The organism is Asanoa sp. NPDC050611 (assembly GCF_040654855.1).
Lineage (GTDB): Bacteria > Actinomycetota > Actinomycetes > Mycobacteriales > Micromonosporaceae > Asanoa.
The window spans coordinates 1-19,038 of sequence record NZ_JBFAIU010000135.1 but is presented as its reverse complement, the minus strand read 5'-3'; the positions used below and the strand labels follow the sequence as shown (position 1 = coordinate 19,038).

General features: G+C 72.1%; 21 protein-coding genes. 12 read left to right on the top strand and 9 right to left on the bottom strand.

The genetic code is table 11. The features are described 5' to 3' along the window. Positions 1 to 1,107: glycoside hydrolase family 18 protein (locus tag AB0H87_RS21335; protein ID WP_360148072.1), on the bottom strand; the 1,107-nt coding region annotated here is incomplete at its 3' end. Positions 1,108 to 1,234: 127 nt separating this feature from the next. On the opposite strand from AB0H87_RS21335, the gene AB0H87_RS21330 reads away from it, so the two are divergent. Beyond that, entirely contained in the window at positions 1,235 to 1,777 is a 543-nt protein-coding gene (locus AB0H87_RS21330) for a hypothetical protein (protein ID WP_360148069.1), read from the top strand. 249 nt (positions 1,778 to 2,026) lie between these two features. On the opposite strand, the gene AB0H87_RS21325 is transcribed toward AB0H87_RS21330, so the two are convergent. From AB0H87_RS21325 to AB0H87_RS21300, 6 genes are all read right to left on the bottom strand, one after another. Then, the gene (locus AB0H87_RS21325) at positions 2,027 to 2,569 is read right to left on the bottom strand and encodes a dihydrofolate reductase family protein (RefSeq protein WP_360148067.1); all 543 of its coding nucleotides are present in this window, start codon (positions 2,567 to 2,569) and stop codon (positions 2,027 to 2,029) included. A gap of 277 nt (positions 2,570 to 2,846) precedes the next feature. Further along, positions 2,847 to 3,623, bottom strand: a complete 777-nt coding sequence (locus tag AB0H87_RS21320) for a hypothetical protein (RefSeq protein ID WP_360148064.1) — start codon at positions 3,621 to 3,623, stop codon at positions 2,847 to 2,849. 78 nt (positions 3,624 to 3,701) lie between these two features. Further along, positions 3,702 to 4,553: a DUF4253 domain-containing protein gene (locus tag AB0H87_RS21315; protein WP_360148081.1), complete on the bottom strand. Its 852-nt coding sequence runs from the start codon at positions 4,551 to 4,553 to the stop codon at positions 3,702 to 3,704. Between the two features lie 43 nt (positions 4,554 to 4,596). Continuing rightward, positions 4,597 to 5,355 (bottom strand): aldo/keto reductase, encoded by a 759-nt coding sequence (locus AB0H87_RS21310; protein ID WP_360148061.1) that lies wholly within the window; start codon positions 5,353 to 5,355, stop codon positions 4,597 to 4,599. A gap of 2 nt (positions 5,356 to 5,357) precedes the next feature. After that, positions 5,358 to 5,672: a hypothetical protein gene (locus tag AB0H87_RS21305; protein ID WP_360148058.1), complete on the bottom strand. Its 315-nt coding sequence runs from the start codon at positions 5,670 to 5,672 to the stop codon at positions 5,358 to 5,360. Between the two features lie 50 nt (positions 5,673 to 5,722). Continuing rightward, positions 5,723 to 6,187 (bottom strand): MarR family transcriptional regulator, encoded by a 465-nt coding sequence (locus tag AB0H87_RS21300; protein WP_360148055.1) that lies wholly within the window; start codon positions 6,185 to 6,187, stop codon positions 5,723 to 5,725. A 169-nt stretch (positions 6,188 to 6,356) separates the two neighbouring features. Here AB0H87_RS21300 and AB0H87_RS21295 point away from each other — a divergent pair, with 169 nt between their 5' ends. From AB0H87_RS21295 to AB0H87_RS21275, 5 genes are all read left to right on the top strand, one after another. Next, entirely contained in the window at positions 6,357 to 6,560 is a 204-nt protein-coding gene (locus tag AB0H87_RS21295) for a hypothetical protein (RefSeq protein ID WP_360148052.1), read from the top strand. Positions 6,561 to 6,647: 87 nt separating this feature from the next. Continuing rightward, the gene (locus tag AB0H87_RS21290) at positions 6,648 to 7,370 is read left to right on the top strand and encodes a histone H1-like repetitive region-containing protein (RefSeq protein WP_360148049.1); all 723 of its coding nucleotides are present in this window, start codon (positions 6,648 to 6,650) and stop codon (positions 7,368 to 7,370) included. 66 nt (positions 7,371 to 7,436) lie between these two features. Beyond that, positions 7,437 to 8,882, top strand: coding sequence for an RNB domain-containing ribonuclease (locus tag AB0H87_RS21285; RefSeq protein ID WP_360148046.1), 1,446 nt, complete (start codon positions 7,437 to 7,439; stop codon positions 8,880 to 8,882). 32 nt (positions 8,883 to 8,914) lie between these two features. Beyond that, positions 8,915 to 9,607 carry an NADPH-dependent F420 reductase gene (npdG, locus tag AB0H87_RS21280; RefSeq protein ID WP_360148043.1) on the top strand — a complete coding sequence of 231 codons (693 nt, stop codon included), beginning with the start codon at positions 8,915 to 8,917 and terminating at the stop codon, positions 9,605 to 9,607. Positions 9,608 to 9,633: 26 nt separating this feature from the next. Then, positions 9,634 to 10,347, top strand: coding sequence for a helical backbone metal receptor (locus tag AB0H87_RS21275; RefSeq protein WP_360148078.1), 714 nt, complete (start codon positions 9,634 to 9,636; stop codon positions 10,345 to 10,347). On the opposite strand, the gene panB is transcribed toward AB0H87_RS21275, so the two are convergent. Further along, positions 10,330 to 11,160 (bottom strand): 3-methyl-2-oxobutanoate hydroxymethyltransferase, encoded by an 831-nt coding sequence (panB, locus tag AB0H87_RS21270; protein ID WP_360148041.1) that lies wholly within the window; start codon positions 11,158 to 11,160, stop codon positions 10,330 to 10,332. The genes AB0H87_RS21275 and panB overlap by 18 nt on opposite strands. A 101-nt stretch (positions 11,161 to 11,261) precedes the next feature. Next, complete coding sequence (locus AB0H87_RS21265; protein ID WP_360148038.1) at positions 11,262 to 13,064, bottom strand: NAD+ synthase; 1,803 nt, start codon at positions 13,062 to 13,064, stop codon at positions 11,262 to 11,264. A 210-nt stretch (positions 13,065 to 13,274) separates the two neighbouring features. Between AB0H87_RS21265 and glnA the strand changes: the two genes are divergently transcribed. The 6 genes from glnA (at position 13,275) to AB0H87_RS21235 (ending at position 18,792) form a co-directional block, all read left to right on the top strand. Further along, positions 13,275 to 14,627, top strand: a complete 1,353-nt coding sequence (glnA, locus tag AB0H87_RS21260; protein ID WP_203700704.1) for a type I glutamate--ammonia ligase — start codon at positions 13,275 to 13,277, stop codon at positions 14,625 to 14,627. Between the two features lie 76 nt (positions 14,628 to 14,703). Further along, a complete protein-coding gene (locus AB0H87_RS21255) occupies positions 14,704 to 15,654 on the top strand; it encodes an ABC transporter ATP-binding protein (RefSeq protein ID WP_360148035.1) in 951 nt (316 codons plus the stop codon). Next, positions 15,651 to 16,436 carry an ABC transporter permease gene (locus tag AB0H87_RS21250; RefSeq protein ID WP_360148032.1) on the top strand — a complete coding sequence of 262 codons (786 nt, stop codon included), beginning with the start codon at positions 15,651 to 15,653 and terminating at the stop codon, positions 16,434 to 16,436. The genes AB0H87_RS21255 and AB0H87_RS21250 overlap by 4 nt, the downstream gene beginning before the upstream one ends. Before the next feature lie 20 nt (positions 16,437 to 16,456). Continuing rightward, the gene (locus AB0H87_RS21245) at positions 16,457 to 17,668 is read left to right on the top strand and encodes a histidine kinase (RefSeq protein ID WP_360148029.1); all 1,212 of its coding nucleotides are present in this window, start codon (positions 16,457 to 16,459) and stop codon (positions 17,666 to 17,668) included. Beyond that, positions 17,665 to 18,273, top strand: coding sequence for a response regulator transcription factor (locus tag AB0H87_RS21240; protein WP_360148026.1), 609 nt, complete (start codon positions 17,665 to 17,667; stop codon positions 18,271 to 18,273). The genes AB0H87_RS21245 and AB0H87_RS21240 overlap by 4 nt, the downstream gene beginning before the upstream one ends. Positions 18,274 to 18,366: 93 nt before the next feature. Further along, on the top strand, positions 18,367 to 18,792 hold the full coding sequence (locus tag AB0H87_RS21235) for a DUF350 domain-containing protein (RefSeq protein WP_360148075.1): 426 nt from the start codon (positions 18,367 to 18,369) through the stop codon (positions 18,790 to 18,792). Positions 18,793 to 19,038 lie beyond the last annotated feature (246 nt).

Genomic DNA, 19,038 nt, shown 5'->3' with positions numbered 1-19,038 from the left:
CATCGAGGTCGACTCCATTGTCGACCTGCGAAAGACCGTCCAGGGCCCGCTCGTCGTCGGGCGCGTGCTGACCGTCGAGGAGCTGACCGGCTTCAGCCCGCCGGTCACGCCGGTCCAGCCGCGACCGTAGTACGGGATGCCGACGACCAGCTTGTCGCGCGGCGCGCCGCGGTCCCGCCAGGCGTCGATGGTGGTCTCGATCGAGAACGTCGGCCCGGGCGCCCCGGCCGGGATCCGCAGCGCCGACTGCTGGTTGGCGGTCGCCTCCCAGGTGCCGTGGAAGTCGTACCCCTGGACGGTCGCGAAGTCCAGGTTCTTCATCACCTTGGTGACCTCGTACCCGGCGTCGATGTTCGTGGGGTTCGCCGGGAGGAAGGCGCTGAGCTCGAAGTGCTTCCGCTGGGTCCGGCCGTACGCGTCGAGCTGCTTGCGGAACTCGGCGACCAGCTTCGTGAAGTTCTGCTTGTCCTCGGGCCGGTAGACCGTGTCCACGTCGCCGGGCGCGCCCGGCCACTCCCAGTCGAGGTCGATGCCGTCGAAGACACCGTGCAGGGTGCCCGGCCCGCCGGCGCTGCCGTCGGGGTTGGGCAGGTTGCCCTTGAGGTAGAGGTCGATGCAGGAGCTGACGAAGGCCTTGCGGGACGCGTCGGTCAGCGCGGCGTCGGAGAAGTGCGTCGACCAGGACCAGCCGCCGAGCGAGATCAGCACCTTGAGCTTCGGGTACTTGACCTTGAGCTTCTGCAGCTGGCCGAAGTTGCCGTTGAGCGGCTCGCCCCAGTTGTCGGCGACGCCGTCGACGCTCTCCTCGGCCGGCACGGTCCGCTGGTAGTCGGCCCAGGAGTCACCCTCGGGCGCGGCACCGTCCACATAGCACTTACCGTCGGGGCTGACGTTGCCGAACGCGTAGTTGAGGTGCGTCAACCGCGCGGCGGCGCCGGAGGTGTCGAGCTTCTTGACCGGGAACGCCCGGCCGTAGATGCCCCACTGGGTGAAGTAGCCGACCTGGCGGAAACTCTGGCCTTGCCGTTCGGTCGCCGCGGCCGGCGCTGCGCCGGCGGCGGTGACGAGGAGCGTTGCTACGGCCGCCACGGCGGCGAATCTGCGCATCTGGACTCCTGTCCGTGTCCGGGAAAAAAACAGTAAGGCTTCTTTCCTGTTGCGGTGCGCAAAACGTAGGCTGTCGATCCGAGGCGCGTCAAGGAGTACGCGGGTCAGGGCGCTATAAGGTGCGAAGATGGCGTACGACGCCCGCGCGGAGAGCCTGCGCCTGATCGCGGAAGGGTTGCCGGACGGGCCCGTTCGGCTGAGCCGCCGCCACCGGTTCTCGCCCGTCGCCGTGGACGTCGCCGACGACGCGGCGGCACCCTGGTTCGTCCGCCGCGGCGTGGGATGTTTCTGGGACGAGATCCATCTCCTGGTACGCGTCCCGGACGGCTGGCGCCGGCTCGGCGGGGGCGGTGGCAGCTCCGGCGGTCCATGGTCGACGGACGAGTTCGAGCGGGCCCGCCACCTGTTGCCGCCCGGCGGGATCGAGGTGGGCGGCGGCTCGTCCGTCGTCCGTGACGGGGGCGGGCGCTGGCCGTGGAGCGACCGGTGGATCCGGTCCGCGCAGCTGCTCGTGGGGCCGTCCGTGACGGAGGTCGTCATCGAGGGACGCCGGCGGCCTGTGCCGTACCACGGTCGTCTCGTGGTGGTGTGGACAGCGCGCCGCCCGCCGCGGGTATCGGCCCGCGACGCCACCGGCCGGGAGATCGGGAGAGCTTCGCCGGAGCCTTGAGCGCCGGTTACCGTCTGCTGCGGTGTGGCCTGGTGTGCACGACGAAGACGACAGCCGCGAGAAATGCCACCAGCACGGCGAACAGGCACGGGCACAACAGAAGCAGAAAGCCAAACCCTTTCACGGCGCGCAGCGTAAACCGGACGATCTTGCACCCAGCGGGTGCTCTTCCGAAAGGTGACGAACGACGGCCACGATGGTCTCCGTGGCGCACGAACCGAGACCGGTCGTCGCGGTCAACGGGGCCGGCTACGCGACCCGGTAGCGCACGTGGGTCGCGCTGCCGGTGGCCGAGTCGGTCTGGATCAGTTCCGCGTGCGAGTCCGCGAACAACGGTGTGCCGCCGCCCAGCAGGATCGGGGCCAGGTGCAGGTGCAGCTCGTCGAGCAGGCCCGCGGCGAGCAGTTGGCGGGCCACGTCCGGGCCGAGCACGAGGACGTCTTTGTCGCCCGCGGCCGCGCGGGCCCGCCGGACCGCGGACTCCAGCCCGTCGAAGGCGAACGTGCCGCCGTTGTCGCCCACCAGGTCCGCGCGCACGCGGTGCGTGACCACGAAGCTCGGCACGCCGGGCCATGGCGTCCCGCCCCACGGCTTGAGGCCGAGGTCGAACGTACGCCGGCCGATGACCGCGGCTCCGACGCGCGCGTCCGTCGCAGCGCGGACCGCGACGTCGGTCGCCATCCACTCGTGCAGCCGCTCGCCGCCGTCGCCCATCGGCTCCTCGGGCCGCACCCGCGGACCCGCGGCGAAGCCGTCCAGGGACACCGACACGTCCAGTACCACCTTGCCCATCGCGGGCCTCCTCGGTCTCGTCGACGCCACCGTCCGGCGCCGTCACGTGAACGTCGGAGCCGTCCGGACGGTTTCGACCGCGCGCGAGCTTCGCTCGGCCGGGCCGGCCATCCCGGAGTCGCCGGGATCCGTGGGCGGAGCCGCCCGTGGCTGGTGCCGATCCCGGGCACCCGGCGGCTGTCCCGCCTGGACGAGAACGTCGGGGCGACCGCGCTGAGCCTGTCGGACGACGACATGACCGCCCTGAGCGAGGCCGCCAGGCGGGTGCCGTACGGCGTCAGACGCAGTCCCAGAAGAAGCGGCCTTCGCGGCGGTCCGGAGAGAGGAAGCCGTATCCGGTCCCTCCGCCGAAGTTGAGGGCGTAGGGGTCATCGGGTCCCTGGCCTTCTCCGCCGTCGAGCTGGAAGTGGAACAGCCAGTCGGCCGGTACGTCCTCAAGATCGGGTTGCCACAGGTGGACCTTGCCGCCGACGTAGCTGTAGGACGGCAGCGCGTCGGCGTCTTCGTCGACAGCGTCGGGGAGGTCCAGCGGTACGCCTGCCCGTTCGGCCTCCTGGCGTGCGATATCCGCATCCAGGGTCGCCTCGGCGGCTGGGTCCGGTGGGACCAGGTCCACGGCGAGTTCGACGCCGACGTGCTCGTCCCATGTCGTGCCCCGTCGCCACAGGGACGGACCGGTGGCCGTGTCGGTCGTGACGATGAAGGGTGGGATGCGACCGCCGGGTTGAACCAGGAGTGCGTTCTCGCCAGCCTCGGCGTCGAAAGTCTGGGCCATGCACCGGGGATCGTCGGTGATGAACAGGTAGGCGAGACTCATCGGTTCACCGGGGACGGGGATCTGGCCGACGAACATCATGGGCGTTCCCAGGCTGCGAGACAGCGGCCAGGTGGGTGGCCCCAGCCACACGGGTTGGCCGCCCAGCTTCGCTTGCGGGGCACGGACGGGCGCATCGACCGGTCGCAGCCGCATCTGCAATCGGGGAAGCAGCCAGGCATCGCCGGGGCCGTCGCAGTCCGGCTGGATAGTGACGGGGACCGGCGGCACTCCACTCATCAGGCGATGCTAGTCAGTGGTCAACGCCGGTCCACGGCGCACCGTCCGGCGCACCGGCGACTCGCCCGTCACCTGGGGTCAGGGCCGGTTGTGGAGGAACCAGGCCGGGCCGCCCGGCAGCGCGGCGGCCAGCTCCCATCGGGCCATCGACAGGTTGCCCGCCAGGCCGAGGATCTGACCGGCGGCCGCCCAGGCGTCGTCTCCCGGTGCGGGTGGACGCTCGACCGTGAACTGGAGCATCGTCCCCCAGCTGGCGACCGGGCGGGCGTCCCAGCGGCGGTGCCATTGCCACAGCACGGCGGCCAGCTCCCGCGTGTTCTGCTCGGCGCCGTGGAAACTGATCCATCGTGCGGCGAGCCACGGATCGGCGGCCGGCAACAACGCCAGCGTGACGCTGGACGGGGTGAACCAGTAGTCGGTTCGGACCACGTACCCGACCCTGTCCCGGACCCGCGCGGCGAGTGCGGGGTCGGCCAGGACACGGTCGTAGACCCACCGTTCCAGCTCGCGGCCCGTCGACGGCACCGGCGCCCGCAGGAGGACGTCTTCGCCCAGTTCGATGCCGTGATAGCCGCGCGCGTAGTTGGGCACCTCGTCGACGGTTTCGGGGCCGTCCTCGCCCGACCAGTGCTCGAAACGGGTCCATGGGTCCACGGTGCGGGCCGCGGCGTCCAGTGCCGCCAACTCCTGCTGTCCCGGCTGCCGGGGATCGGGCTCCGGCCGAGGGACGCAGTCGCTCCACTCGTCGGCGACGAGCAGGGGCCACCGACCCGTGACCGCGATCAGCGCGTGCGCCGCCTGCCACGTCTCGAGCACCTCGGTCGGCTCGACGTCGGCGATCAGGACCGTGCCGGCCGGCCCGTGCGCAGCCGGCAGACCGCCCAGGAAACCACCCTCGAACGCGGCCTCGATGTCCTCCAGGTCCGTCATCACGGGCCGAGCTTCCCAGGCCGCGCACGACAGGACAAACCCGTCAGTCGGCGATCGCGTCGATCGCCTTGACGTCCGTGGGGGAGAGGGTCAGTGACGCGGCGGCCAGGTTGCTGCGTTGGCGTGCGCCGTCCGCCGAGCGGGGGATCGCCACCACGTCATGGGCCAGGTGCCACGCGATCACGACCTCCGACACGGGTACGCCGTGCGCCTCGGCAACCGCGCGCAACGCTGGATGGTTCAGGGCCGTCCGGCGCAGCGGGCTGTAGCCCTCCACCACCACGCCCCGCGCCGCGAACTCCGCGAGCAACCCGGGCGAGTGCAGCGACGGGCTGTACGGGATCTGGTTGACCGCCGGCGCCTCGCCCGTCGCCGCGACCAGTTCGTCGATCTGCGCCGGCGAATAGTTGGACACGCCGACCGCCCGGACCAACCCCTCGTCCCGCGCCGCCAGCAGGGCCTGCCACGACGGGACGCCCGCCCCGCCACCGATCGGCCAGTGGATCAGCCACAGGTCGAGCCGGTCCACGCCCAGGGCGCGCAGGCTCGCCGCCAGCACCGAAGGCTCCCGCCCCGCGTCCTCCGGGCGCAGCTTCGTCGTCACGAACGCCTCGACGCCCGACGAGTGCAGGGCGGCACCGACCTCGTGCTCGTTGCCGTACGCCGTCGCCGTGTCGATGAGGCGGTAGCCGAGCTCCAACGCATGGAGCACGGCGCGACCGCCGCCCGCGCCGTGCAGGCCCGCCGTGCCCAGCCCGATCATCGGCATCAGCACGCCGGGGGCTATCTCGATCTCCCGCATACCTACAGCTTGACGCGGGCCCAGGTGAACGGCGACGCCCACCGCGGATCTTCCCGGGCGTACGCCTGGAACGCCTCGACCACCTCGTCGATCGTCCCCACCGACGTGCCCTCCTGGGTTTCGTCACCGCCCGCGCGGCGTTCCAGGGCGTAGTAGTCGGCCTTGACCGCCACCTGCAGGAACGTGTCGTCGGCGCGCTCGAGGATGACGAACCAGTTGTCGATGGTCAGCGCCCGCACCGCCGCCGCGATCTGGGCGGGTGAGGGGTCGGGCGTCTGCGCGCCGTCCGCGGCGACCAGGGTCATGGGGGCAGTCATGCGTGGCAGTATGCCCCCCGCGGCAAAACCGTCCACAGTGACAGAACAGGTCAGGAGCGACGGCGGGCCCGCGTACGCGCGGACAGGGCCTCGTTGAGCCGCGTCAGCAGCGTCGCCAGCTCGGCCCGGTCGCGGTCGGACCAGTCCGCCAGCATCTCGTCGTAGACCTCGGCCCGGGCGCTGCGGACAACGGACATTCGACGCAAGCCGGCCGCAGTTGCCGACACCAGCGTGCCCCGGCCGTCGCTGGGGTCCGCCTCGCGGGCGATGAGTCCGTCGCGCTCCATGGCGCCGACCTGGCGGGTCACGGTCGAGCCGTCGAGGTTGAGCCGCGCGGCGAGCGCCGAGACGTTCTGCGGGCCGGCCTCGTCGAGGTGCCGCAGGATCACGTACGCCGCCCGGTCGAGGGACCGGTGCGCCTCGACGGGGATGGCGCGGCGCGTGGCCTCGCCGAAGCGCATCAGCAGCGCGACCTCGGTCTCGATCCGGCCGATGACGGACTCGTCCGCGTTCATGACTGTACGTTACAGGCGCCGGACGACGCGAAATCGCGCGCTGTCACGCGTCCGGGGACACGCCACAGCGATTCTGTCCGTACCCGGCGCAGCGGGTCTACAGTGGATGGGACCCCTCTTTTTGTGTGAAACGGTGGCGCTTGGCCGTTTTGCGGTGCACAGTGATCCCATGAGCGACAGCGGACGTGGGACGGAGTACTTCTGGTGCACCCGTCACCACAGGGTCGAGACCGAAGCTGACGTGTGCCCCGCCAGGTACGTCCTCGGTCCCTACCGGTCCAAGGCCGACGCCGAGCACGCCCTGCAAACCGTGCAGGAGCGCAACGAGGTGTGGGACGAAGAGGACCGCCGCTGGGCAGGGGAGGAGAGGTAGGCGCCGCGGCAACCGTCACGGCGAGCAGCTCCGCGGTCTCCGCGACGGAGCCGGACCCGACGCACGTCTCGCAAGGAGGAAACCACCATGGCCGAAGCGTCGAAGGCCAAGAAACCAAGGGCCGCGACACGCGCGGCGGCGGCGAAGAGGACCACCACGGCCAAGCGCACGAGCGCGGCGTCCCGCGCCTCGGGCACCGCCCGGAAGACCGTTTCGGCTCAGACGCCGGCGCGTAGGACGGTCACCAGCAAGGCCACCGCCAAGAAGGCGCCCGCGAAACGGGCGACGGCGAAGAAGACCACCGCTCGGAAGACCTCGCCCGCGAAGCGTTCCACCGCGACCAAGAAGGCGACGACCGCGAAGCGGACCACCGCCGCCAAGCGGACCACGGCGAAGCGGACCACGGCGAAGCGGACGACGGCCAAGAAGGCCACCGCGCGCAAGACCACCACGGCCCGCAAGACCGCCGCCAAGAAGACCACGACGCGCCCCACGGCGCGTAAGGCGGCCACCAAGGCCCCGGCGAAGCGGGCCACCGCCAAGAAGACCGCGGCCAAGAAGACCACGGCGAAGAAGACCGCCGCGGCCCGCAAGACGGCCACCAAGCGGGCGACCACCGCCAAGACGGCCGCGAAGCGCGCGCCGGCGAAGCGGACAACCGCGAAGAAGGCGCCCGCGAAGCGGACCGCCGCCAAGAAGACCACGACCGCCCGCAAGACGGCGGCCAAGCGGACCACCACGGCCCGCAAGAGCACGGTCCGCAAGGCAGCGAGCCCGCGTAAGTCGACCGCACGCCGGTCCACGCGCTGACAGTCCGAAATATAAGCAGAAATTGCGACCCGAAGCGGGGCGCTCGGGGGCTGGTATGAAGTACCGGTGGTGACCCGACGCGTCCGAGCGCCCCACTTCGACTTCGCCGCGCTGCGCCGCGAGCTGGACCTGCCCGACAGGTTCCCGCCCGAGGCGCAGCGTGCGGCGGACGAGGCCGCGCGAACAGAGCTGAGCGACCGGCCCGACCGCACCGACATCCCGTTCGTCACGATCGACCCGATCGGGTCCCGCGACCTCGACCAGGCGATGTGCTTGTCCCGCCGCCCGGGTGGCTACCGCGTCCACTACGCGATCGCAGACGTGGCGGCGTTCGTGCGTCCGGGCGGCGCGCTGGAGGCCGAGACCTGGCGCCGCGGACAGACGATCTACCTGCCGGACGGGAACGTCCCGCTGCACCCGGTCGCGCTCAGCGAGGGCGCCGCGAGCCTGTTGCCGGAGCGCACCCGGGCCGCGGTGCTGTGGACCATCGACCTCGACCAGGACGGCGCCACCGTCGAGACACGCGTCGAGCGCGCCCTGGTACGCAGCCGCCAACAGCTCGACTACGACACCGTCCAGGGCCAGTTCGCGGCGGGCACCGCGGCCGAGCCGATCGCCCTGCTGCCCGAGATCGGCACGCTGCTCACCGAGCGCGGCCTGGACCGGGGCGCGATCAACCTGCCGCTGCCCGAACAGGAGATCGAACGCGACGGCGCCGGCTACCGCCTCGTGCTCCGCGCGCCGCTGCCGGCCGAGCAGCACAACGCGCAGATCTCGCTGCTGACCGGCGTGGCCGCCGCCGGCATCATGCTCGCCGGCCGGGTCGGCCTGCTGCGCACCATGCCGCCGCCCGAGAGCGCGGCTGTCGACCGGCTGCGCGCCGCCGCGCACGCGCTCGGCATCGCCTGGCCGGCCGGCACGCCCGTCGGCCGGGTGATCGCCGCCGTCGACGCCGCCGACCCGCGCGGCGCCGCGTTCCTCGACGCCGCGGCCGAGCTCATGCGCGGCGCCGGCTACACGGCCTTCGACGGCGACCTGCCGGAGCAGTCCGGCCACGGCGGCGTGGCGGCGCCGTACGCCCACGTCACAGCCCCGCTGCGCCGCCTGGCCGACCGGTACGCCACCGAGGTGTGCCTGGCTCTCACGAGCGGCCAGGAGCCGCCACAGTGGGCCCGGGAGAGCCTGCCGAAGCTGCCCAAGGTGATGAGTGGCACCGACCGCGTCGCCGGCGCGGCGGCCCGGGGCGCGGTCGACCTGACCGAGGCCGTCCTGCTGGCGCACCGGATCGGCGAGGAGTTCGACGCGGCCGTCGTCGACGTCGACTCGCCCCGGCGCACGGCACCGGCCCCCGCGAACGGCGCCGACGGCCGCCAGCCGGGCGGCACCGTCGCGCTCGACGAGCCGCCGGTGCGCGCCCGGTGCACGGGCGACCTCCCGCTCGGGGAGCGCGTCCGGGTGACGCTGGTCACCGCCGACCCGGTCAAGCGGACGGTGCAGTTCCAGCGGAAGTGACGCCGCGGGCGATCTTTTGCGACGATGCCCGTATGGCCTACGACCCCAGCACGCTTCCGGACGTGTCCGGCTTGACCGTCGCCATCATCGGCGGCACCGGCGACCAGGGCCGGGGCCTGGCCTACCGGCTCGCCCGGGCCGGCCAGCACGTGCTGATCGGCTCCCGCCAGCAGGCCCGCGCGACCGCCTCGGCGGCCGAGATCTCCGCGCTGCCCGGCGTCACCCGCGCGGTCGAGGGCGGCGCCAACGCCGACGTGGCCGCGGCCGCCGACCTGACGATCATCGCCGTGCCGTGGGCCGGACACCACGACACCGTGGCCGCGCTGCGCCACCCGCTGGCCGGCAAGCTGGTCGTCGACTGCGTCAACCCGCTGGGCTTCGACAGCCACGGGCCGTTCCCGCTGCACGTCGAGGAGGGCAGCGCCGCACAGCAGGCCGCGGCCCTGCTGCCGGAGTCGACGGTCGCCGCCGCGTTCAACCACGTGAGCGCGCCGCTGCTCGCGGACCCCGCCGTCGAGAAGATGGAGCTCGACGTGCTGATCTGTGCCGAGGACCGGCACCTCGCGGCCGTGGTGGCCGCGCTGGCGGCGCGGATCCCCGGGATGCGCGGCATCTACGCCGGCCGCCTGCGCAACGCACACCAGGTCGAGGCGCTCACCGCCAACCTCATCGCGATCAACCGGCGCTACAAGGCGCACGCCGGGTTCCGGGTGACCGACGTCTGAACGACGACCTCGGCACGCCCGTCCCGCTGCCCGGCCCACCGCGCCGGGTCGTCTCGCTCGTGCCGTCGCTGACCGAGGCGGTCGCCCGCACCGTGCCGGACGTGCTGGTCGGTGCCACCGACTGGTGCGTGGAGCCGGCCGGGCTCGACGTGCTCCGGGTGGGCGGCACCAAATATCCCGACCTCGACAAGGTCAGGGCAGCTCTACCCGATCTCGTGCTCGCCAACGCGGAGGAGAACCGCCGGGAGGACGTCATGGCGCTCCGCGCGCGGGGCGTGTCGGTATGGGTGACCTATCCGCGGACCCTGGACGCGGCGCTGACCTCGCTGCGACACCTGCTGGCGGCACTCGGAAGCGCGGAACCGGGCTGGTTGCGCGCCGCCCGCACCGCCTGGTCAGAGCCTTTCACGGGGGTACGCCGCCGCGCAGTGGTCCCGGTCTGGCGGCGCCCCTGGGTGGTGCTGGGCGCCGACACGTTCGCCGGCGACCTGCTGGCCCGCCTGGGTGTGGACAACGTCTACGCGACCGCCGCCGAGCGTTATCCGCGCCCGCTGCTGGCCGAACTGCGCGCGGCGGGCGCGGACCTGGTCGTGCTGCCTGACGAGCCGTACGCGTTCACCGCGGACGACGGCCCGGAGGCGTTCCCCGGGCTGCCGTCCGCGCTGGTCAGCGGCCGGCACCTGACCTGGTACGGCCCGTCGCTGGCCGAGGCCCGGGAACGCCTAGAAGCTGTGCTCTGAGCTGGGGAACTGCCCGCCCCGCACCTCGTCGCCGAACTGGGTCGCGGCCTCCATGAGCGTGCCGTGCAGGTCGGCGTACCGCTTGACGAACCGCGGCAGCTTGCCCGTGCGCAGGCCGACCATGTCCTGCCAGACCAGCACCTGGGCGTCGGTCTCGGGCCCGGCGCCGATGCCGATCGTCGGCACGGCGATCTCGTTGGTGATCCGCTTGGCGACGTGCGCGGGCACCATCTCCAGCACCACGGCGAACGCGCCGGCCTCGGCCACCGCGTGGGCGTCCGCGATCACCTCCTCGGCCGCGTCGCCCCGGCCCTGCACCCGGTAGCCGCCGAGCGTGTGCTCGCTCTGCGGCGTGAACCCGATGTGCGCCATGACGGGGATCCCGGCCGCGGTGATCGCCTCGATCTGGGCGGCGGTCCGCCGGCCGCCCTCCAGCTTGACGGCGTGGCAGCCGCCCTCCTTCATGAACCGGACGGCCGTACGCAGGGCCTGGGTGGGCCCTTCCTCGTAGGAGCCGAACGGCAGGTCGCCCACGACCAGGGCCCGCTTGGTGGCCCGGACCACGGCCCGCACGAGCGGCAGGAGCTCCTCGGCGGTCACCGACAGCGTGGTCTCGTAGCCGAACACGTTGTTGGCGGCCGAGTCACCGACGAGCAGCACGGGGATGCCGGCCTCGTCGAAGATCGCGGCCGTGTACTGGTCGTACGCGGTCAGCATGGGCCACTTCTCACCGCGCTCCTTGGCGGCGATCAGCTCCCGGGTGCGGACGCGGCGGTTGGGGGGCCCACCGTAGAGGGACGGTTGCTCCGACATAGCAGCTCTCCTCTCGCCTCAAGGCCGCACCGATGCGGTCCCTGGGCACCCTCCGATGGTCCCACCGGATCAGGCCGGGGGAGAGACGAGCGTGGAATCTTTCACACGTCGGGCTGTGCTGGTTCGCGCCAGCGGTTGGTGATCGGGAGGCGGCGGTCGCGGCCGAATGCCTTGATCGAGATCTTGGTGCCCGGTGCCGACTGGCGGCGCTTGTATTCCGCCAGGTCGACCATGCGCAGTATCCGGTCGACCAGTTCCGGGTCGTGGCCCGCGGCGACCAGGTCCGCGCGGCCCTTGTCGCCGTCGACGTAGGACAGCAGGATCGCGTCGAGCTCCGCGTAGTCCGGCAGCGAGTCCGTGTCGAGCTGGCCCGGGCGCAGCTCGGCGCTCGGCAGCTTGGCGATCGAGTTCTCCGGGATCGGCGGTTCCTCGCCGATCCGCAGCGCCTCGTCGTTGCGCCAGCGCGCCAGTTTCCAGACCAGCGTCTTCGGCACGTCCTTGAGCGGGTTGAAGCCGCCGACCGAGTCGCCGTAGAGGGTCGAGTAGCCGACGGCCAGCTCGCTCTTGTTGCCCGTGGTCAGGACCAGCGGGCCCTCCTGGTTGGAGATCGACATCAGGATCACGCCGCGGACCCGGGCCTGCAGGTTCTCCAGCGCCAGGCCCGAGAGGGACATGGTCGCGAGGAAGCTGTCGACCATCGGCTGGATCTCGTGCACCCGCAGCTCGAGCCCGGTCCGCTTGGCCATCTCGGCGGCGTCCTCGCGGGAGTGCGCCGACGAGTTGTGGCTCGGCATCGACACGGCGATCACGTCCGCGGGGCCGAGCGCGTCGACGGCGATCGCGGCGACCACCGACGAGTCGATGCCGCCGGAGAGGCCGAAGGCCACCTTCCCGAAGCCGTTCTTGCGGACGTAGTCGCGCAGGCCCAGCACCAGCGCCTGCCAGACCTCGGCCTCGTCGGCGAGCCGTGGCGCCTGACCGCCCTGCACCGGTGTCTCGTCCAGCGCCGGTCGGGGGTCGGAGAGGTGCACCCGCTGGATGCCCATCTCGTCGCCGCCCATCTCGCCCCGGACCGGGCCGGCGGCCGGCGGCTCCGAGGGCGGTGGGGGCAGCAGCCCCAGCGGCAGGTCGAGGTCGTGGACCAGCAGGTGCTCGGCCATCTGCGGCGCCCGGGCCAGCACCTCGCCGGCCGCCGTGCAGATCATCGAGTCGCCGTCGAAGACCAGCTCGTCCTGGCCGCCGACCATGTTCAGGTAGGCCACCGTGGCACCTGCCTCGGCGGCCCGCCGGCGCACCAGGGCCAGCCGGGTGTCGTCCTTGTGCAGCTCGAACGGCGAGCCGTTGACGGTGAGCACCAGGCTCACCCCGGCGCGGCGGGCGGCCACGAACGGGCCGCCGGTCTGCCACATGTCCTCGCAGATGGTCAGCCCGACGTCGATGCCCTCGATCCGGACCACGACGAGCGTGTCACCGGGTACGAAATAGCGGTCCTCGTCGAAGACGCCGTAGTTGGGGAGATGGTGCTTGAAGTAGCGGGCGGCGACCCGGCCCCGATGCAGGACGGCCAGCGCGTTGCGCGGGCCGGCGCTCGGGTCGGTGGCGGCGTTGACCGCGGGCGGACCGTCGGCGTCGAGGTAGCCGACCGCGACCGGGGTGTCGCCGAGGCCGTCCGAGTCGAGGTCGGCGGCCAGCCGCTCGACGGCGGCCCGGGAGGCGGCCAGGAACGACTGCCGGAAGACGAGGTCCTCGACCGGGTAGCCGGTCAGCATCATCTCGGGGAAGACCACGAGGCGGGCGCCCGCGTCCACGGCGGCACGGGTGGTGGACCGGACGATCCCGGAGTTGCCGGACAGATCGCCAACGGTCGGATTCACCTGTGCGAGCGCTATGCGCAACGTGGGCATGGTCCAATCCTTCCACCCGCCGCCACCGGGCACGGGACACCGCAAACCCGCCTGAGCTTCGGCAGCGCCTGGTCCTCCGAACGGCGAGATCAAGACCTAGGAACCGCCCAGGGGCCCCGCATCGGCGGGCATCGTCCTACCGTAACGTTGACGTAACGAGACCGAGCAACACTGGTCGGCTAGCACACATGCAGCTCAAAGGGGTTGGCCGTGGATCGTCAGCAGGAGTTCGTGCTCCGTACGCTGGAAGAGCGTGACATCCGGTTTGTCCGGTTGTGGTTCACCGACGTCCTCGGCACGCTCAAGAGCGTCTCGGTCGCGCCGGCCGAGCTCGAGGCGGCCTTCGACGAGGGCATCGGGTTCGACGGCTCGGCGATCGAGGGCTTCGCCCGGGTCTTCGAGTCCGACATGATCGCCATGCCCGACCCGACGACGTTCCAGGTCTTCCCGTTCGAGGGCGGGGTCAGCGGCGAGAGCGCCCGGATGTTCTGCGACGTCCTGCTGCCCGACCGCACCCCCTCCTGGGCCGACCCCCGGCACGTGCTGCGCCGGGCGCTGTCCCGGGCGGCGGAGAAGGGCTTCACCTTCTACACCCACCCCGAGATCGAGTTCTTCCTGCTGGAGGACGGCCCCAACGACGGGTCGGTGCCCGTCCCGGTGGACGCGGGCGGCTACTTCGACCACACCACCCACGCGGTGGCCCGCGACTTCCGCCGCCAGGCGGTGCTCGCCCTGGAGCGGATCGGCATCTCGGTCGAGTTCAGCCACCACGAGGTCGCTCCCGGCCAGCAGGAGATCGACCTGCGCTACGCGGACGCGCTGACCACCGCCGACAACGTGATGACGTTCCGGCACGTGGTCAAGGAGGTGGCGCTCAGCCACGGCGTCCAGGCGACCTTCATGCCCAAGCCGTTCACCGACCAGCCCGGCAGCGGGATGCACACCCACCTGTCGCTGTTCGAGGGCGAGCGCAACGCCTTCCACGACGCCTCCGACCCGATGAAGCTGTCGAAGGTCGCCCGCGCGTTCATCGCCGGCCTGCTCGTGCACGCCCGCGAATACACCGCCGTCACCAACCAGTGGGTCAACTCCTACAAGCGGCTGTTCCCACAGGCACTGCCGGACCGGATCACCGAGTCACCGGCGTACGTGTGCTGGGGTCACCTCAACCGCTCGGCGCTGGTCCGGGTGCCCGCCTACGGCAAGCCGAACTCGGCCCGGGTCGAGGTCCGGTCGATCGACTCCGCCGCGAACCCGTACCTCGCCTTCGCGGTCATGCTCGGTGCCGGCCTGAAGGGCATCGAGGAGGGCTACGAGCTGCCGCCGGGTGCCGAGGACGACGTCTGGGCGCTGTCCAACGCCGAGCGCAAGGCCGCCGGCTACGAGACGCTGCCGGAGAACCTGGCCGAGGCGATCGACGTGATGGCCGGCTCGGAGCTCGTCGCGGAGGTGCTCGGCGAGCACGTCTTCGACTACTTCCTGCGCAACAAGCGGGCCGAGTGGGAGCAGTACCGGCGCGAGGTCACCCCCTACGAGCGCGAGCGCTACCTCGGGGCTCTCTAGATCACTGACATTTGTCACGGTGGCATCGTGACGCGCGGCCCGCGGTCGCGAGCTGTTCACCCGCGAGAGTTTCCGCATGCAGACGGAGACGCTCGCGGCGAGCGAGCACACGGGGACCCGCACTCCGGCGGTACTCATGCGGGGGCTCACCAAGCGGTTCGGCGCGGTCACCGCGGTGAACCAGCTCGACCTGCGGATCGAGCCGGGTGAGGTGGTGGCCTTCCTCGGCCCGAACGGCGCCGGGAAGACCACGACGATCGACATGATGCTCGGCCTGGCCAGGCCCACGGCCGGGACGGTGCAGGTGTACGGCCACACGCCCACCGAGGCGATCGCCCGCGGGCGGATCGCGGCCGTGATGCAGACCGGCGGCCTGCTCAAGGACGTGACGGTCGCCGAGACGGTACGCATGACCGCCTCGTTCTTCAGCCGGACCCGGCCGGTGGCCGAGGTGCTGGAGCGCGCCGGCATCGCGGACATCGCCGACCGCCGGGTGGCCAAGTGCTCCGGCGGCCAGCAGCAGCGGCTGCGGTTCGCGCTGGCGCTGCTGCCCGATCCCGACCTCATGGTGCTGGACGAGCCGACCACGGGGATGGACGTCGAGGGGCGGCGCGACTTCTGGAACGCCATCCGCGCCGACGCCCAGGCCGGCCGCACGGTGCTGTTCGCGACCCATTACCTGGAGGAGGCGGACGCGTACGCCGACCGGATCGTGCTCATCCGCAAGGGGCAGGTGGTCGCGGACGGCACCGCCAGCGAGGTCAAGGCGCTGGCCGCCGGCCGCCAGGTGCGGGCGACCCTGCCGGGCGCGGACGAGGTGCGGCTGGCCGCGCTGCCCGGCGTCGACCGCGCCGAGGTGCGGGGCGAGACCGTGCTGCTGCACACGAACGACTCCGACGGGGTGGCCCGCTACCTGCTCACGCAGACGCCCGCCCGCGACCTGGAGATCACCTCGCGCAACCTCGAAGACGCCTTCCTGGCCCTGACCAGCGGCGAAGACCTGGACCTGGAAGGGGCCCAACGATGACCGCCGCGACCCTGCCGAGCACCGACCGGCGCCCCGCCCTCGGCGGGTTCTCGCTGACGTACCTCAGCCTCGAGATCCGCCGGGTGCTGCGCAACCGCCGCAGCCTGTTCTTCATCCTGGTCATGCCGGCCGTGTTCTTCCTGCTGTTCGGCCTGCCGCAGAAGGGCCAGAACATCGACCAGGCCAACAGCGCGGCGGCCATCGCGTACATCATGATCAGTTTGGCCGTGTACGGCGCGATGACGGCCTCGACGGCGACCGGTGGCGCGGTGGCCGTGGAGCGGGCCCAGGGTTGGAGCCGGCAGCTCCGGCTGACCCCGCTGCGCCCGCCGGCGTACGTGGCGACCAAGGTGCTCTCCGCGCTGTCGCTGAGCCTGCTCGCGGTGATCGTCGAGTTCGTGGTCGGCGCGATCGGCGGTGTCCGGATGCCGGCCGACGTCTGGCTGCTGGCCGGCCTCGGCGCGTGGCTCGGCTCGCTGGTCTTCGCGGCGCTCGGCCTGTTCGTCGGCTACCTGGCCCCGGCGGAGAACGTGATGCAGTTCATGGGCCCGATCCTGGCCCTGCTCGCGCTCTTCGGCGGCCTCTTCGTGCCGCTGGAGGTGCTGCCGCACGTGATGCAGACGATCGCGAAGTTCACGCCGGTGTACGGCGTCGGCTCGATCGCCCGCAGCCCCCTCACGCACGACTTCAGCTGGGTGGCGGTGCTCAACGTGGTGCTCTGGACGGCCGGCCTCGGCCTCGGCGCCGCGCTGCTGTTCCGCCGGGATACCGCCCGCGTCTAGGCGCGGATAGCGTGTCTGACATGACCGCGACGTCCCCGACGACCGGCCCGGCACCCGCCGGGCCGGCGTCGGCCGTTCCGGCGTTGCAGCAGACCAACGTCCCTGGGATGCACACCTACGGGCCGCCGATGCCGCGGCCGAGCCGGTTCTTCCAGCGCGGGTTCGGCTGGATCCTGGGCGCGGTCTGGCTCTTCTATCTCGGGCAGCCGCTCAACACGATCCTGGCGCGGCCGGACGGCTTCGCGAAGTGGTTCAGCCTCGGAGCGCTCATCGCGTTCGGGCTCTCGTACATCCTCGTGTTCCTCTGGACCCGGCGCGTGCACCTGCAGCAGCGCCAACCGCCGCTGCGGGAGGGGCTGGCCTGGCTGGTGGCCACCCTGGCGCTGGGGCTCGCGATGATCCCGGGCGCCGGCGGCGACTGGATGGTCGGCCTGGTCTACATCGCGGCGTCGGCGATCATGGTGTTGCCGCCGCGGGCCGCGGTGCCGGTGGTCGCGGTGATCGCCGCGCAGCCCCTGCTGCTTCCGCAGTTCGTGCCCTCGTGGCGGCACGAGAACGGGCTGTTCTTCTCGATCGTGCTGGCCGCGTTCGCGATGTTCGGCGTGACCCGGATGATCGACCACAACATGCGGCTGACCGCCGCCAACCGGGAGATCGCCCGGCTCGCGGTCGCCGAGGAGCGCGCCCGCGCCGCCCGCGACCTGCACGACATCCTCGGCCACTCGCTGACCGTGATCACCATCAAGGCCGAGCTGGCCGGGCGCCTGATGCCGGTCTCGCCCGAGCGGGCCGAGGCCGAGATCAACGACCTGGAGAAGCTGGCCCGGCAGGCGCTGGCCGACATCCGCGGCACGGTCGGCGCCTACCGCGAGGTCTGCCTCGAGGAGGAGTTGGCCAGCGCCCGGTCGGCGCTGTCGGCCGCGGGCATCGAGGCCCGGCTGCCGCGCGCCGTCGCCGACGTCCCGGAGCCGCGCGGCACGCTGTTCGGCTGGGCGATCCGCGAGGGCGTCACCAACGTCGTCCGGCACAGCGGCGCGACCCGCTGCGTGATCACCGTGCGCCCCGACCAGGTCGAGATCGCCGACAACGGCCGGGGCCCGGCGGCCTCCGGCGCGGGCGGTGGGTCGGGGCTGCGCGGCCTGCGCGAGCGGGCCGAGGCACACGGTGCCCAACTGTCGATCGGGCGGGCCGAGGGAACGGGGTTCGTGCTGCGGGTTAGCGTTCCGGCGTGACGATCCGGGTGCTGCTCGCCGACGACCAGGCCCTCGTCCGCGGCGCGCTCGCGGCCCTGCTGTCGCTCGAGCCCGACCTGGAGGTCGTCGCCGAGGTCGGGCGGGGCGACGAGGTCGTGGCGGCGGCCATGCGGTCCGCGCCGGACGTCGCCCTGCTGGACGTCGAGATGCCCGGCGCGGACGGGATCGCCGCGACGGCGGCGCTGGCGTCGGCCGTGCCCACCTGCCGGGTGCTGGTCGTGACCACGTTCGGGCGACCCGGCTACCTGCGGCGGGCGATGGAGGCGGGTGCCAGTGGCTTCGTCGTGAAGGACACCCCGGCGCGGCAACTGGCGGAGGCGGTCCGCCGGGTGCACGAGGGCCTGCGGGTGGTCGACCCGTCGCTGGCCGCGGAGACGCTGGTGGCGGGCCGCAGCCCGTTGACGGCGCGGGAGACCGATGTGCTGCGCGCGGCCCGCGACGGCGGCACGGTCGCGGACCTGGCGGGGGTCGTACACCTCTCGGAGGGAACGGTCCGCAACCACCTCTCGGCCGCGATCGGCAAGACGGGCGCGCGCACCCGCGCCGAGGCGGTCCGGATCGCGGAGCAGAACGGCTGGTTGTGACCGTGCGGCTCGTCCGATCGGACATAGCCCGGCTTGCATGATCGCGCTATCGTGCCCTTCGACGTCACGACGGTGAAGGAAGGGACGCGCGCGATGTGGGAGGACCTGTTCGTCGGCGCCTGGCACAGCATCGTCTACGGCGCGGTCGGGATCGGCCTGATGGCCGCCGGCTTCATGCTGATCGACATGCTCACCCCGGGCCGCCTGCGCGAGCTGATCTGGGTGCAACGCAACAGCAACGCGGCCCTGCTGCTGTCGGCGAACCAGCTGGGCATAGCGGTCATCGTCTTCACGGCGATCCTGACGAGCTACGACGAGTTCGGCAAGGGCCTGGCCTCGACGGTCCTCTTCGGACTCCTCGGCATCGTCCTGATGGGCCTGGCGTTCCTGGTCCTCGACATGCTGACGCCGGGCAAGCTCGGTGAGATCATCTGCGAGGACCAGCCCCACCCGGCGGCCCGCGTCAGCGCCGCGAGCCACTTCGGCGTGGCCCTGATCGTCGCGGCCTGCATCGCTTAGCCCGAGGCCAGTTCGGTCTCCGACGCGCCGCTGCCCCGCACGGGGACGGCGGCGCTTTCACCCGGGCGCCGCTCCCTGAGCGTTCGCCTCAGCGCGCGAGCTGTCGTTGACGGTGCGCGACTGCTCCGGAGAAGCCGCGCTGTCTGTGGTCACGCCGCACCGCCGCGAGTCGGGTGGCTGCGGTGGGTGCGTTGGTGGTGCGCCGGCCGAGTCGGGTGGCCGCGTGGTGTGCGGTCGTGCTGCGCC

What these genes read in the sequence shown, in the direction of transcription:
- AB0H87_RS21330 (WP_360148069.1), top strand. Translation starts at nt 1,235, where the DNA reads ATGGCGTACGACGCCCGCGCGGAGAGCCTGCGCCTGATCGCGGAAGGG.
- AB0H87_RS21235 (WP_360148075.1), top strand. Translation starts at nt 18,367, where the DNA reads ATGTGGGAGGACCTGTTCGTCGGCGCCTGGCACAGCATCGTCTACGGC.
- AB0H87_RS21295 (WP_360148052.1), top strand. Translation starts at nt 6,357, where the DNA reads ATGAGCGACAGCGGACGTGGGACGGAGTACTTCTGGTGCACCCGTCAC.
- panB (WP_360148041.1), bottom strand. Translation starts at nt 11,160, where the DNA reads ATGTCGGAGCAACCGTCCCTCTACGGTGGGCCCCCCAACCGCCGCGTC.
- AB0H87_RS21290 (WP_360148049.1), top strand. Translation starts at nt 6,648, where the DNA reads ATGGCCGAAGCGTCGAAGGCCAAGAAACCAAGGGCCGCGACACGCGCG.
- AB0H87_RS21255 (WP_360148035.1), top strand. Translation starts at nt 14,704, where the DNA reads ATGCAGACGGAGACGCTCGCGGCGAGCGAGCACACGGGGACCCGCACT.
- AB0H87_RS21315 (WP_360148081.1), bottom strand. Translation starts at nt 4,553, where the DNA reads ATGACGGACCTGGAGGACATCGAGGCCGCGTTCGAGGGTGGTTTCCTG.
- AB0H87_RS21310 (WP_360148061.1), bottom strand. Translation starts at nt 5,355, where the DNA reads ATGCGGGAGATCGAGATAGCCCCCGGCGTGCTGATGCCGATGATCGGG.
- AB0H87_RS21325 (WP_360148067.1), bottom strand. Translation starts at nt 2,569, where the DNA reads ATGGGCAAGGTGGTACTGGACGTGTCGGTGTCCCTGGACGGCTTCGCC.
- AB0H87_RS21305 (WP_360148058.1), bottom strand. Translation starts at nt 5,672, where the DNA reads ATGACTGCCCCCATGACCCTGGTCGCCGCGGACGGCGCGCAGACGCCC.
- npdG (WP_360148043.1), top strand. Translation starts at nt 8,915, where the DNA reads ATGGCCTACGACCCCAGCACGCTTCCGGACGTGTCCGGCTTGACCGTC.
- AB0H87_RS21320 (WP_360148064.1), bottom strand. Translation starts at nt 3,623, where the DNA reads ATGAGTGGAGTGCCGCCGGTCCCCGTCACTATCCAGCCGGACTGCGAC.
- AB0H87_RS21265 (WP_360148038.1), bottom strand. Translation starts at nt 13,064, where the DNA reads ATGCCCACGTTGCGCATAGCGCTCGCACAGGTGAATCCGACCGTTGGC.
- AB0H87_RS21300 (WP_360148055.1), bottom strand. Translation starts at nt 6,187, where the DNA reads ATGAACGCGGACGAGTCCGTCATCGGCCGGATCGAGACCGAGGTCGCG.
- AB0H87_RS21250 (WP_360148032.1), top strand. Translation starts at nt 15,651, where the DNA reads ATGACCGCCGCGACCCTGCCGAGCACCGACCGGCGCCCCGCCCTCGGC.
- AB0H87_RS21245 (WP_360148029.1), top strand. Translation starts at nt 16,457, where the DNA reads ATGACCGCGACGTCCCCGACGACCGGCCCGGCACCCGCCGGGCCGGCG.